The organism is uncultured Eudoraea sp. (assembly GCF_947258525.1).
In the GTDB taxonomy this organism is placed as follows: Bacteria; Bacteroidota; Bacteroidia; order Flavobacteriales; family Flavobacteriaceae; genus Eudoraea.
The window spans coordinates 1-14,175 of sequence record NZ_CAMYIP010000015.1; the positions used below are offsets into that span (position 1 = coordinate 1).

14 protein-coding genes are annotated in these 14,175 nt (G+C 34.3%); 11 read left to right on the forward strand and 3 right to left on the reverse strand.

Annotation, left to right across the window (positions count from 1 at the left end; translation table 11 throughout):
* From Q0X89_RS00885 to purD, 6 genes are all read left to right on the forward strand, one after another.
* Positions 1-995: O-antigen ligase (locus tag Q0X89_RS00885; RefSeq protein WP_297690723.1), on the forward strand; the 995-nt coding region annotated here is incomplete at its 5' end.
* A 73-nt stretch (positions 996-1,068) separates the two neighbouring features.
* Positions 1,069-2,172: an O-antigen ligase gene (locus Q0X89_RS00890; RefSeq protein WP_297690724.1), complete on the forward strand. Its 1,104-nt coding sequence runs from the start codon at positions 1,069-1,071 to the stop codon at positions 2,170-2,172.
* Positions 2,173-2,221: 49 nt separating this feature from the next.
* Positions 2,222-2,914 carry a WecB/TagA/CpsF family glycosyltransferase gene (locus Q0X89_RS00895; RefSeq protein WP_297690725.1) on the forward strand — a complete coding sequence of 231 codons (693 nt, stop codon included), beginning with the start codon at positions 2,222-2,224 and terminating at the stop codon, positions 2,912-2,914.
* Between the two features lie 31 nt (positions 2,915-2,945).
* Positions 2,946-4,298 carry an exopolysaccharide biosynthesis polyprenyl glycosylphosphotransferase gene (locus tag Q0X89_RS00900; protein ID WP_297690726.1) on the forward strand — a complete coding sequence of 451 codons (1,353 nt, stop codon included), beginning with the start codon at positions 2,946-2,948 and terminating at the stop codon, positions 4,296-4,298.
* Between the two features lie 31 nt (positions 4,299-4,329).
* On the forward strand, positions 4,330-5,301 hold the full coding sequence (locus tag Q0X89_RS00905) for a UDP-glucuronic acid decarboxylase family protein (RefSeq protein WP_297690727.1): 972 nt from the start codon (positions 4,330-4,332) through the stop codon (positions 5,299-5,301).
* Positions 5,302-5,353: 52 nt separating this feature from the next.
* Positions 5,354-6,625 carry a phosphoribosylamine--glycine ligase gene (gene purD, locus Q0X89_RS00910; protein ID WP_297690728.1) on the forward strand — a complete coding sequence of 424 codons (1,272 nt, stop codon included), beginning with the start codon at positions 5,354-5,356 and terminating at the stop codon, positions 6,623-6,625.
* Between the two features lie 60 nt (positions 6,626-6,685).
* Here the strand turns inward: purD and Q0X89_RS00915 are convergent, their stop codons facing one another.
* The gene (locus tag Q0X89_RS00915; RefSeq protein ID WP_297690729.1) at positions 6,686-6,907 is read right to left on the reverse strand and encodes a uracil phosphoribosyltransferase; all 222 of its coding nucleotides are present in this window, start codon (positions 6,905-6,907) and stop codon (positions 6,686-6,688) included.
* Between the two features lie 39 nt (positions 6,908-6,946).
* On the opposite strand from Q0X89_RS00915, the gene Q0X89_RS00920 reads away from it, so the two are divergent.
* The 3 genes from Q0X89_RS00920 to Q0X89_RS00930 are packed head-to-tail and all read left to right on the forward strand — an operon-like array spanning position 6,947 to position 9,548.
* Positions 6,947-7,879, forward strand: coding sequence for a hypothetical protein (locus tag Q0X89_RS00920; RefSeq protein ID WP_297690730.1), 933 nt, complete (start codon positions 6,947-6,949; stop codon positions 7,877-7,879).
* Positions 7,880-7,909: 30 nt separating this feature from the next.
* Positions 7,910-8,512: a DUF4254 domain-containing protein gene (locus tag Q0X89_RS00925; RefSeq protein WP_297690731.1), complete on the forward strand. Its 603-nt coding sequence runs from the start codon at positions 7,910-7,912 to the stop codon at positions 8,510-8,512.
* Positions 8,499-9,548 (forward strand): glycosyltransferase family 9 protein, encoded by a 1,050-nt coding sequence (locus Q0X89_RS00930; protein WP_297690732.1) that lies wholly within the window; start codon positions 8,499-8,501, stop codon positions 9,546-9,548. The genes Q0X89_RS00925 and Q0X89_RS00930 overlap by 14 nt, the downstream gene beginning before the upstream one ends.
* A gap of 6 nt (positions 9,549-9,554) precedes the next feature.
* On the opposite strand, the gene Q0X89_RS00935 is transcribed toward Q0X89_RS00930, so the two are convergent.
* Both Q0X89_RS00935 and Q0X89_RS00940 read right to left on the reverse strand, forming a co-directional pair.
* Positions 9,555-10,169, reverse strand: a complete 615-nt coding sequence (locus Q0X89_RS00935) for a TetR/AcrR family transcriptional regulator (RefSeq protein WP_297690733.1) — start codon at positions 10,167-10,169, stop codon at positions 9,555-9,557.
* Between the two features lie 580 nt (positions 10,170-10,749).
* A complete protein-coding gene (locus Q0X89_RS00940; RefSeq protein ID WP_297690734.1) occupies positions 10,750-11,799 on the reverse strand; it encodes a ferredoxin--NADP reductase in 1,050 nt (349 codons plus the stop codon).
* A gap of 119 nt (positions 11,800-11,918) precedes the next feature.
* Between Q0X89_RS00940 and Q0X89_RS00945 the strand changes: the two genes are divergently transcribed.
* On the forward strand, positions 11,919-13,391 hold the full coding sequence (locus Q0X89_RS00945; RefSeq protein ID WP_297690735.1) for a DUF5687 family protein: 1,473 nt from the start codon (positions 11,919-11,921) through the stop codon (positions 13,389-13,391).
* Between the two features lie 15 nt (positions 13,392-13,406).
* Positions 13,407-14,102 (forward strand): ABC transporter ATP-binding protein, encoded by a 696-nt coding sequence (locus Q0X89_RS00950; RefSeq protein WP_297690736.1) that lies wholly within the window; start codon positions 13,407-13,409, stop codon positions 14,100-14,102.
* Positions 14,103-14,175: the final 73 nt, after the last annotated feature.

A 14,175-nucleotide genomic window follows, 5' to 3' on the forward strand; every position in this document is an offset into this window, starting at 1 on the left:
CTAAAATGGAACTAAATGGTGTAATCAAACTTTATTTTGGTTTGGTTGCCATGGTAATTGCTTTTTTTCTTTTGCATTCTGTATTATACCTTTCTTTTGAAGTCTATTCAATGAAGGGTATTGGGCGCTATGTAAGCTATTTAATGTTTGCAATTATACTATCCCATTTCGATAGGAGCGATATTTCAAATAGCTTTAAAGTGCTAATTGTATACTTTGGCCTGTCTCTTCCCATAGCAGTTTATCAATTTCTGGAATTGGGGAGATATCAAAACATATTCAGCCATGCAAATCATTTGGCCTATGTCCTGGTAATGTGTATTTATTTTTTAATATTCTATAAGTCTTTTACTTCCTGGTGGAAGTATTTGTTTCTTGCCTTGTTGTTTGTTTCCTTAATCCTCACAAAATCTTCTGGGGCAATGCTGGTTCTACTTGGTTTATGGGCATTTAGTTTGATCAAGTCAAAAAAGATTTCTTCTGCAAAAAAGTTTATTTTATTATTTGTTTTTATTGGATTGACTATTATAATTTTAAATTCTTCAGAGAAAATATCAAGTCAAATAGATACTATTAATTATTTGAATTGGGACTTTTTATTAGAACGTGCCGAATCTTTTAAAGCTGGCGGTTATGGATCATTTATTTGGAGAATTGTTTACTGGTTAGAAATTATGTTATCATTTTTAGCGGAACCTTTTTATAAAATTTTCTTTGGTTTAGGGGTTGATTCATTAACAAAAGGAAATATGCCTTACGAGTTTATGTATAAAGATCCACATAATGATTTTTTGAAAATTTGCGTTGAATATGGGATTTTAGGACTAACCTTATTTATAGCATTAATAATGCGGGTTTATTATTTAACGAACAAAAACTTTAATTTAATAATTCTAATAATTATCCCATTGTTCTTTGGCAATGCCATTGTGAATTTTCCTTTTAACCTGGCCTTTTTAATGATCTGGATTTATGAGTATAAGAGAATTACTTAAAGTATTAACAAATGTTTTTATAGTCCTATTTTTGGCATTTACGATTCTACCCGTAAAGTTAAATTATAGTAGTATGGCTATAATAGGTCTGTTGGTTTTAGCCTTGGGAAATTTTTTTTATGAACGACAAGGACTTGTTCAACACAAGTCTTTTCTTTTAATCATGATTGCTCCACTACTGATATATTTGTTAGGGCTACTTAATACCCAAAATTTGGATTCGGGTTTTAGCTTCGTTACAAGAAACTTGAGTTTTATTGCCTTCCCAATTATATTTATTGGTGTGGGGAATCTGGTCCAGAAATCGTTTGTACTAAAAGCTTATGTTATTCTTGTTGTAATTATTGATTTGTACCTGGCCTATTTGTTTGTTTATTATTTTAATTTTGGAGAGCGGTTTTATATGATAATTCAACATGAAATCTATCATTCTACCTACCTTGGGATGTTTAATTTGTTTGCCTTTTGGATTAGTGTTTTGGCTTTCAGGAAACACCAGACAAAACGTAATGCAGCTATTGCAATTTTCTTTATTATTTGCGCAATTATAACAGCTTCCAGAATTGTATTTTTATTGTCTTTTGTTTCCTTGATAATTTCGATAGCATTTTTAATTCAATCAAGAACAAAAAGACTGTTTTTGGTACTTGCCACTGTAGCGATAACACTGTCAACATTATTCTATGCACCCGGCTTGAAACAGAAATTTAAACAGCTTGTGGAGATTAGTAAAATTGGTTTTGACCAAAATAATTACGAAAGTATTTCATCTCGTTTTGGAAAGTTAGAAGCTTCTGCCAATATAATTAAGAAAAACCCTGTATTTGGAACTGGTACTGGGGATTTGACTGATGAATTGGTTCTTGAATATAAAAGGATGAATTTTACAATGGGTTATAAATATAAATACAATCCTCATAATCAAATATTAAGCAATTTAGCCAGAAATGGTTTTGTTGGGGGGGGTCTATGTTTAATTTCAATTTTTATTTGGCCTGCCTATATGTCAACAATAAAAAAGAATGTTTTGTTATTAGCTTTTATAGGTGTCCTTTTTGGAGTAGGTTTAACCGAATCTATACTGGATGTCCATAAGGGTATAACTTTCTACACTTTTTTTAACAGCCTCCTTATGTACAACCTTATTATTCAAAGTAAAACGGGGAAGAGATTATAACTAAATGCAGAGGATAAAGATACTTAACACGAATATTCATAATTTAAGCATGAAAGAATCGCTTAAAGTAATTGAAAAATCGATTCAATCAAACAAACAGATTCATCATGTGGTGGTTAATGCGGGTAAAATAGTGATGATGCAAGAAGATTTACAACTACGACAAAGTGTCAACGAGAGCGATTTGATAAATGCAGATGGGCAGGCAGTAGTGTGGGCTTCAAAGGTATTGGGAAAACCGTTAAAAGAAAGAGTCGCAGGGATAGACCTTATGAGGAATTTGGTGCAATTGGCACACAAAAGAAACTATAAAATATTTTTCTTTGGCGCCAGAGAAGAAGTTGTTAAAAAAGTTGTCGATATTTATTCAGGAGAATATTCACCTAACCTCATTGCCGGCTATAGAAATGGGTATTTTAAAAAAGAAGAAGAACTATTGATTGCACAGGAAATTGCAAAAAGTGAAGCAAATATGCTATTTGTGGCAATTAGTTCACCTACAAAGGAAAATTTCCTTTTTGAAAATAAAACTATCTTAGAAAAGGTAAATTTTGTTATGGGTGTTGGGGGTAGTTTTGATGTGGTAGCCGGGAAAGTGAAAAGAGCACCATTATGGATGCAAAAAGCTGGACTTGAATGGTTTTACAGGTTTTTACAAGAGCCCAAGCGAATGTGGAAAAGATATTTGATTGGAAATTTAAAGTTTCTTTTATTAGTCTTTAAGGAAAGGTTTTATTTTTAATAATTTTAAATAGTTTAACTAGACAGGAAATATGTTCCTTAGAAAGGGTAAGTACTCTGGCATTATAGCCCCTATATCTTATTTGATTGATTTGTTGGTTATTAACCTCTTTGCGTTTTTTTTACCAATTAATTTAGTTGAAGTTGTCCTTTTTCACAGCTACATTTCACTTGCTTGGATAATAATCGCGCTTATGACCAAATTTTATGTCATATACAGATATACCAAGGCAACTCAAATTTTAATCTTACTTTTTAGACAATTCTTCTTTTACTTTCTAATATTATACGCTTTTATCGGGTTTTTCAAACAACCCAATATGAGTAGATTGGCCTTGGCCAAATATGCAATCTTTGTATTTCTCGCAATATCTACTATAAAGTTTATCAGTTATTTCCTCTTATTGAAGTATCGACAAAAAATAAAAGGAAATACAAGGAATGTAGTAGTTATTGGTAAAAATAAAAAAACAGAACAGCTTATAAATGTTTTTAACCAAAGAACGGAATATGGATATGAATTTGTAAGGCAATTTTGTCCCAGAAAAAGCGATTTTGATATACGCGCTTGTTTTCTATATATAGTGGAACAAAATGTAGATGAAATCTACTGTTCGGTTTCAGAGCTAAGAAATGACGAACTTGCAGAATTTATTGATTTTGCTGATAATAACTTAAAAACACTTAAATTTTTACCGGATAATAAAAAGATATTTTCTAAAAAATTAAAGTTTGAATATTACGATTACCTTCCAATTCTTTCTTTACGGGATATACCACTTCATAATCCAATTAATGCACTATTAAAAAGAACGTTTGACATTGTATTTTCTTTTATTGTAGTTTTTGGACTGCTAATTTGGATTGCTCCAATATTAGCTTTAATAATAAGCCTCGAATCTAAAGGCCCTGTATTTTTTGTTCAAAAAAGAACTGGATTTGACAATAAGGAATTTACATGCTTTAAATTCAGATCCATGACCTTAAATCCATCATCTGATTTGCAACAAGCAGGGAAGAATGACATGCGCGTTACACAAATTGGAAAGTTTCTGAGGAGAACCAGCATTGATGAATTACCTCAGTTTTACAATGTACTTTTTGGAAACATGTCCGTGGTAGGGCCCCGACCGCATATGATAAAACATACTGACGAATATGCAAGTAGAGTGGATAAATACATGTTACGCCACTTTGTTAAACCGGGAATTACCGGATTAGCACAAGTACGGGGCTACAGAGGTGAAATAGAAAAAGATAGTGATATTCAGAACAGAATTAAATTCGATATTTTCTACGTTGAAAACTGGTCATTTTTTCTCGACATTAAAATTATCATTCAAACTATACTTTTAGGTTTTTCAGGAGACGAGAAGGCCTATTAATCTGGAATAGATTGTTCAAAAAACAAAAAAAATGAAAAAGGTATTAATTACAGGTGCTGCGGGCTTTTTGGGATCTCATTTATGTGATCGTTTTATCAAAGAAGGTTTCCATGTAATTGCAATGGACAACCTTATTACAGGAGATTTAAAAAATATTGAGCACTTATTCCCATTGCAACAATTTGAATTTTACCATCATGATGTAACGACCTTTGTTCATGTTCCTGGTAAGCTTGATTATATCTTGCATTTTGCTTCCCCCGCCAGCCCGATAGACTACCTGAAAATTCCTATTGAAACTTTAAAAGTTGGGTCATTAGGCACTCTAAATCTTCTTGGATTAGCTAAAGAAAAGGATGCAACTATCCTTGTCGCTTCTACTTCTGAAGTTTATGGTGATCCATTGGTTCATCCTCAAAATGAGGATTATTACGGCAACGTAAGTCCGGTTGGCCCAAGAGGTGTCTATGATGAGGCCAAAAGATTTATGGAGTCAATTACTATGGCATACCATCGTTTTCATGGTGTTGACACACGGATTGTTCGTATTTTTAATACCTACGGATCAAGAATGCGACTAAACGACGGGCGGGTTGTTCCGGCATTCATGGGACAGGCACTCAGGGGTGAAGATCTTACGGTTTTTGGAGATGGAAATCAAACCCGTTCATTCTGTTATATAGATGATCAGGTTGAAGGCATATATAGGTTACTTATGAGTAATTATACAGACCCTATAAATATTGGAAATCCGCATGAAACCACTATAAACGAATTTGCCGAAGAAATAATCAAACTTACCGGGTCAACTCAAAAAATAATCCATAAACCCCTGCCTAAAGATGATCCCATGCAACGGCAACCGGATATTACCAGAGCCAAAGAAATTTTAAACTGGGAGCCAAAAGTAGAGCGATCTGTAGGACTGAAAAAAGTCTATGAGTACTTTCGTTCTTTATCTCCCGAAGAATTAAAAGTTAAGGAACATCGCGAATTTTCATAAATACCATGACCAATTATTTAGCACATCAATATTTTACCCACACCAGTAACCCATGAATATACTTATATTAGGCTCAGGCGGCCGGGAGCATACCCTTGCCTGGAAGATTAATCAGACTTCCAAACTAGATAAATTGTTTGTTGCTCCCGGGAATGCAGGTACAGAGGGCATTGCCCAAAATATTCCCATAGATGTGAATGATTTTGAAGCAATTAAACGAATTGTGAAAAAGGAAGGCATAAATATGGTTGTTGTTGGACCTGAAGATCCTTTGGTTAACGGAATTCATGATTTCTTTCTTCAGGATCCTGAATTAAAGGATGTTTCAGTGATTGGGCCCGCAAAGAAGGCAGCTACTCTGGAAGGGAGTAAGGAATTTGCAAAGCAGTTCATGATAAGGCATAAGATACCTACTGCTTCATATAAGAGTTTTACCTCAGATGAAATTGAAGAAGGACTTCAATTTCTAGACACAATAAAGCCGCCTTACGTGCTAAAGGCCGATGGACTTGCCGCAGGTAAAGGGGTTTTAATACTTGAATCTCTGGATGAAGCTAAGAAAGAGCTACGCGACATGCTTTTAAATGCCAAGTTTGGCAATGCCAGCTCAGTTGTTGTAATTGAAGAGTTTTTATCTGGAATAGAACTTAGTTGTTTTGTCCTCACAGATGGCAAGGATTATAAGGTATTACCCATGGCAAAGGATTATAAGCGTATTGGAGAAGGCGATACAGGATTGAATACAGGAGGTATGGGTGCAATATCACCAGTTCCTTTCGTTACCGAGGAATTCTTAGACAAAGTCCATGAACGTATAATAAAACCTACTATAGAAGGATTACACAAAGACCAACTGCCTTATAAAGGTTTTATTTTTATTGGGTTGATAAAAGTGGGGGATGATCCATTTGTTATAGAATACAATGTGCGATTAGGGGACCCGGAAACCGAGGTAGTAATTCCGAGAGTTAAAAACGATCTTATTGAACTATTTGATGCAGTGGCTAAAGGCGAACTAAATTCAATTGAACTGGAAATTGATGAAAGAACTGCAACCACGGTTATGCTTGTCTCCGGGGGTTATCCACAAGCCTATAAAAAGGGTATAGAAATAAATGGGATTGAGGATGTGGAAGATTCTATTGTTTATCACGCAGGCACACAATTAAAAGATGGAAAAATCCTGACTAACGGTGGCCGCGTTATGGCTATTACTTCCTTTGGAAGTGATTTCAGGGAGGGACTTAGCAAATCGTATCAGAACATTAAAAAAATAAACTTTGATAACATGTACTATAGGAAAGATCTTGGCTTTGATCTTTAGACTACAGGGATAAAGGTTACCCTCTTGATAAGACTTTACTAAAAACAGGAAAAAGTATATTTATAAGTAGGAATGTGCAGTAATGTCCTTATCTTCCTCTCCACTATCATCAAACTTTTTAAGTTGCATTAGCCAGTAAACCATGGCTATGGTTCCCAGAATTACAAAGAGCCAGTTTACAATATTGGAGGTCCACCAGTTAGACATAAATCGAAAAAAATCATAAGGCCAGAACAGTCCGTTCACGAATAAATCCTCTATGCCCTCAAAAAATGCTCTCATCTTGGTTATATTTACATTGCAAAAATATAAAAACCCGGGATGATTTCAGGCATTTTTGGAAAAACAAAACCAATAAACTTTATAATTCTTCAAGGTTTTTTATTTGTATTCTATTGGTTTGTCAATTTTGTACTCAATGATAACTACTATGAGCCGGAAAAGCTGGTAGTTAAATTTGTGGTCCTGGGGATTTTATTATTTAGTGTTTTTGCAGTTGATTTTATTGTAAAACGAAATCAGATTACAGCCACAAATTCATTTGCCATACTCTATTTTACCCTGTTAATTGTTATTTTTCCTGAAGTCTTGCTGGATGATAATGCCGTTTTTTGCAATTTCTTCCTTTTACTGGCATTAAGGAGACTTATTAGTTTAAAATCTTTAAAGAATATTAAACTCAAAGTATTTGATGCTACAATATGGACTCTGATTGCAAGCCTTTTTTACGATTGGGCCATATTATACCTCATTTTGGTTGGGATTGCTATATATTTCTATGAACCCAAGAATATAAAAAATTGGTTGGTTCCTTTGGCAGGGATTTTTACCATAGGCATAATTCTATACTGTTTTTTACTTATTACGGATAATCTTGCTTTTTTAAGCAGCCATTACCAATTGTCCCTGAAGTTTGATGTTGTGGGATACTGGATGGATAGTACAAAACTTGCAGTTTATGGCATAATAACATTTATTGGTGCTACGCTGGTATTTATTAAAATGAGTAAATTAGGCATGGGCAAAATAATTACCATGCGTCTTATTGCTATTTCACTTGTCCTTGGTTTTACCATTACCTTTTTAAAAACCTCTGATGATATTTATCCTGTCTTAATTACCTTCTGTCCGGGAGCAATATTTCTGGCTAAATACGTGGAATTGATTAAAAGAACAACACTCAAAGAAATCGTTTTAATGGTATCTTTAATTGCCCCATTTCTAATTTTGATTACAGAAATGATTGTGAAATAAAGGGTATATTTACATTAAAATTAAGCCACTATGTTCAGCAATTTAGCTTTTGGGATATTTGAAGAAAGTATTGTTAAGTATCATATAAAAGATGATGTTAATCAACCATTCAATAATCCATATCCAAAAGATAGTATTAATCATCTTTTGTATAGAAAAAATTGGATTGATACTGTTCAATGGCATTATGAAGATATTATAAGAGATCCTGAGATAGATCCGGAAAAGGCTTTAGAGTTAAAGCGAAAAATAGACGCCAGCAATCAGGATAGAACAGATTTAGTAGAATATATTGATAGCTATTTTCTAAATAAATACCAAGCGGTACAAACACTTCCAAATGCCAGGATAAATACCGAGACTCCGGCTTGGGCCATTGATCGCCTTTCCATTTTGGCATTAAAAATCTATCATATGCATGAAGAAACTGCACGCAAGGATGCGTCGCCCGAACACATTAAGAAATGTGGTGTAAAATTAAAGGTGCTTCTTGAGCAAAAAGAGGACTTATCTTCTGCAATAGATCAGTTACTTACCGATATTGAACAAGGAGCTATTTTTATGAAGACATACAAGCAAATGAAGATGTACAATGATGAGGAGTTAAATCCGGTTTTGCGTGGGCAAAAATAAAATCAAACACCTTTTAGTTATTCGTTTGTCTGCCATGGGCGATGTGGCTATGACAGTTCCTGTTTTGAGTGCACTTACAACACAACACCCCAATCTGCAGATTACTGTTCTTACAAGAGCCATTTATGGCCCAATGTTTAACTACTTGGCAAATGTTCATGTTTACGAAGCAGATGTTAATGGTAAACACAAGGGTATCTTTGGATTGTGGAAATTATTTAAAGAATTGAAAACAATGGGCATTGATGCTGTAGCCGATCTTCACAATGTCTTGAGAAGTTCTGTTTTAAGGAGGTTTTTTGTAATAAATAATGTTCCATTTATACAGATTGATAAAGGTAGAACAGAGAAAAAAGCGCTGACTGCCACAAAAAACAAGGTTTTCAAGCCTTTAAAAACTACTTTTCAGCGTTATGCCGATGTTTTTAATCAACTGGGATTCCCTGTACAGCTTCAAAATGCTCGAGTGTTGTCAAAAAGAGTATTGCCGGAAAAAGTACAACAGCTAATCAGGCCTGATAACCTAAAATGGATAGGAATAGCCCCATTCGCCACTTACACGGGGAAAATGTACCCCCTAGACCTTATGGAGAAAGTTATTATTTCCCTAAATAATACCAATAAGTATAAAATAATTCTTTTTGGTGGCGGGGATCATCAAAAGAAACAGGCAGAACAATGGTCTGATCTATACAAAAACTGTATAAATACTATTGACATCTTGTCCTTCGAAGACCAATTGGCACTAATATCCAACCTGGATCTTATGCTTTCAATGGATAGTGGCAATGGCCATTTGGCAGCAATGTTCAACATACCTACTATTACCCTATGGGGTGTTACGCATCCTTATGCAGGATTTTCACCATTCAATCAGGCTTCTGATAACAGTCTTCTCTCAGACAGGAACAAGTTTCCTTTTATTCCAACTTCAATCTATGGAAATAAAACTCCCAGGGGCTATGAAAATGTGATGTCTACCATTTTACCGGAAACTGTTCTATCCAAAATAACTTCGCTTGTAGAGATAAAGTAATTTAGTTTATGCAATTTCTTTTGTGGCTAAAGAACTGAAATAATGCCTTAATTGTTGCATGTACTTATAACGTAAGTTTCTACAGTTACCTTGTACCATTAGGGTTCTTACTCCCATGTATGAGCTAATTAAATATGTAGCAACTCCTTCACTGTCTACGTGCCTGTCTACATAGCCATCGGACTTTCCTTTTTGAAGGATTGAGACTAAATTTACCTCCCACACCTTATAAATATCCATTAAATAATTAGAGATGACAGTATTTCTCCTGTTGAACTCTGAAATAAAGTTGCTAAGGATAAAACCATAGTCCATTTCATTATGTTCAGCTGTTTCCAAAGCATCTTCAAAACATTTTTCAATCACACGAAAGGGGTTTTCCTTGCCCTCTATTGGTTCAATAAGCATACTGTATACTTTACGAACAATTAAGTTTTGAACAATACTTACAAAAAAATCTTCTTTTGACTGAAAATGATAGTAAAAAGCTCCCTTTGAAAGAGAAAGTGATTTTAAAATATCATCTATACTGGTATTATAATAGCCATTCTTATAGAACAATTCTAATCCAGTAACTTGCATCCGGTGCATGGTAGCCATGCGTTTTAAATTCTTATCCATTAGATTTGGGTTTTAGGGTTAAACAGACCATCGGGTCTATAAACAAAGAACCCTTGAAACCCCAGGAAGGTGAATATTAAAGGATGTACGACTTTAAAAATTCGTTAAAGTGATGAATTCCCGATAAACGGCATATCCAACCTGATTTTTTACCGACCACTTGGTCGGAAAAAAACATCGACGAATGGTATTTTATTGACTTTTTTAAGGTTTATGGACCTTAGATTTGCCTAAAAAATTAAAAAAGCAGGATCATTAATTATGTTTTATTGATTTCCTACATGGATTTTTAAGCAGTTAATGCCTAATTAGGTGTTTTTATGGGTAAAGTAACTCACGAAGATTGTTTTAAATTACCCGGTAACCCAAAATGAACCAAACAAACTGCTTAGTTTAAAACGGTGCGGTAAAAATTTCGGATATAAATTGTTATAATGGTTTTTTTGCCCAATCTTCCGGATTAAATGCATTTTTTTAGAGCAACTATTGTATATAAACAATACCTACAAACCACTTAGTTTCTAAAATACTGGGTTATCCAATATAATTTTAAACTAAAAAATGCAATCAACTACAACTATTATACATCGTCATAGTCTACTTTTATCGTTGCCGTTAACGGATGAGCCTGACAAGTGAGGACAAGTCCTTCTGCAATTTCGCTATCAGTAAGAATCTGGTTTTTATCCATTTTCGCTTTACCTTCAGTAATTCTTGCAATGCATGTACTGCAAACCCCTCCCTGACAAGAATACGGGGCATCGAGATCTTCATCAAGGACAGCATCTAAGATCGTAGAACTCTTATCCATACTAAAGGAGTATTCTTCATCGTCTAACAACACTTCTACTGTTGTTTTACCTTCAGGTGATATAGTTTCGGCAGTATCATTTTCCGTTGTAGTAAAAAGTTCAAAATAAATAACATCCTCAGCTATTCCATTTACTTTTAATGTGTCTCGTGTAAGATTTATCATGTCCTCAGGCCCACATAAGTAGAATGTTTTAAATCTTCTTTCTTTAAATTTATTTTTAAGAACAAAATTTATCACAGAAGCATCAATTCTTCCAAACAATGAATCGTCTTCCCTGGCTCTACTATAAACAAACTGAACTGTAAACCGGTCTTTATAGTCACTTTTGAGCTCTAAAATTTCATCTAGGAACATCGCTTCAGATTTATTTTGATTTCCAAAGACCAATACAAATGTATTTTGTGGGTGGCTTTTCAAAACAGTTCTGGCTATGCTCATAATAGGTGTAATGCCACTACCGGCTGCAAAAGCACATATATTTTCCTGTTCTGGAGAGTTTTTATAAATAAACCGCCCTTCTGGCGGCATTACCAATAATTGGTCTCCTTCGTTGAGTGAAGTATTCGCATACACTGAAAAGCGGCCTTCCGGCACTTTTTTGATACCTATTGTAATATGTTTGTCTTCCGGACTTGAGGAAATGGAATAGGCCCGCCTGACTTCCTCTCCATTTATTTTGTGTTTAATTGTTATATACTGACCGGCCTCAAAGACAAATATGTTTTCCAGTTCTTTGGGAATAGCGAAACTCAAAGCAACTGAGTTTGGGGTTAATCGGGATATTTTGTCTATTGTAAGGGAATAAAAATCACTCATAGTAAAAAATTTGTGCAAAATTAAGGATTGCTTTGGATTAATTATGAGAAATTAACTTCTCTTTGTAACAAAAGATAAATTTGAGGGACTAACTTTCTGGACGAAAAATACCAGCCTTGATGTTCAAACACTTTTTTAAGCTGCAATGGAAGTCATTTTTCAGGGCAGCTTCTTTTAAAACAAACCTGGCTTTTAAGATCCTGATGATTTTTGGGGCGCTGTATTTTATTGTCGTATTTCTGGCATTAGGGGTTGGGTCTTATTTTATTATTGAGAAAAATGGGCTGGGAGATCCATTGAAGTTTGTCAATAAATACATCATTTATTATCTGGTAATGGATGTCTATATCCGTTATATGCTTCAAAAAATGCCAATTTTGAACATCAAACCGTTACTTTATTTGCCATTTAAGAAAAGTCAGGTAGTTTCCTATTCCCTTGGGAAGACTGTATTTTCTTTCTTTAATTGGACTCATGCTTTTTTCTTTTTGCCATTTTCCATAGTTCTTATCATTGAAGGATACAATCCTGCAGGAGTCGTTGGCTGGCATTTAGGAATCATGGCCTTATTTTATTGTAATAATTTCATCAACATCATGATGAATAATAAAGACAGTGTTTTTTATCCCTTAGTCGCGATTTTATCAATATTGGCTGTTTGCCAGTATTATGAATGGTTCGACATTACACTATACACTTCTCCCATTTTTAATTTCTTTTACGATATACCCTGGACTTCTTTAATTTCCTGGGGGGCCTTAATCGGGCTTTATTTGGGAGCTTTTAACTATTTTAAAAAGAATATGTATCTGGATGCCGGTTTAGCTACAAAACATGATATTGCCAAAACTGAAGATTATACCTGGTTAAATCGGTTTGGAAACTTAGGAACGTTTCTTAAAAACGACATCAAGCTAATAAGGAGGAATAAACGATCTAAAACTACGGTAATAATGAGTTTTATTTTCCTTTTCTATGGGCTATTGTTTTTTACTAATAGTATTGAAGCTTATGACAACCCTGTTTGGAAAATTTTCGCAGGCATCTTCGTTTCCGGAGGTTTCTTATTTAGTTTCGGTCAGTTTGTACCAAGCTGGGATAGTTCTTATTATCCTCTTATGATGAGTCAGAATATACAATACAGGGAATATCTTTCTTCTAAATGGTATCTGATAATAATAGCGACAATAATTAGTACAATCCTATCTGTATTCTATCTGTATTTTGGCTTGGATGCTTATTTGGCGGTAATCGTCGGGGCAATTTATAATATTGGGGTCAATTCTTATCTGGTATTATGGGGAGGGGCCTATATTAAAACGCCGATCGATTTAACTTCTAACAAGAAAGCTTTCGGGGATAAGCAGGCGTTCAATGTGAAAACACTTCTTCTGACATTGCCAAAATTGTTATTACCTATCGCAATTTATGGGTTAGGCCATTACCTTATTAATCCAACGGCCGGATACATTTTTGTTGCCCTTACCGGTATATTGGGCTTTGCTTTTAAAAATTTGGTATTCAGAAAGATTGAAAACATATATAAGAAAGAAAAATATAAAACTCTTTTGGCTTATAAACAGAAAGCCTGATAAATTAAATTTGAAATGATTCACTCACAAAATCTCACCAAAGTTTACGGAGATCAGACCGTATTAAATATTGAAAGCCTTGATATACCCAAAGGCCAGAGCTTTGGTCTGGTTGGTAATAACGGTGCAGGGAAAACTACTTTTTTCAGTTTGCTGTTAGACCTGATTCAACCAACAACGGGTAAGGTAATCAATAATGATATACAGGTAAATATAAGTGAAGCATGGAAACCATTTACTTCCGCGTTTATAGATGAAACTTTTTTGATTGGATATCTTACGCCTGAAGAGTATTTCTATTTTATTGGCGAATTAAGAGGAAAATCTAAAACAGACGTCAATGAGCTTTTGGTCGGCTTTGAAGATTTTTTTCATGGGGAGATTTTAGGACAAAAGAAGTATTTACGAGATTTATCAAAAGGGAATCAAAAAAAAGTAGGGATAGTAGCATCATTTATAGGAGAACCACAGGTTATTATTCTTGACGAACCTTTTGCCAATTTAGATCCTACCACTCAAATAAGGCTCAAATCAATTATAAAAGAACTGGGAGAAGACAGGGAAGTAACTGTGCTAGTTTCAAGTCATGATCTTATTCATGTAACGGAAGTATGCGAACGGATTGTGGTATTGAATAATGGTGAAATTGTAAAGGATATTCAGACTTCAACCGAAACCTTGAAAGAACTTGAGTTATTTTTTAGCACCTGATATTATCCTAACATAATTCATTAATTTTTTCTTTTCTATCAGAGTTAATTTTTGCACAAATATTAGTGTTGTG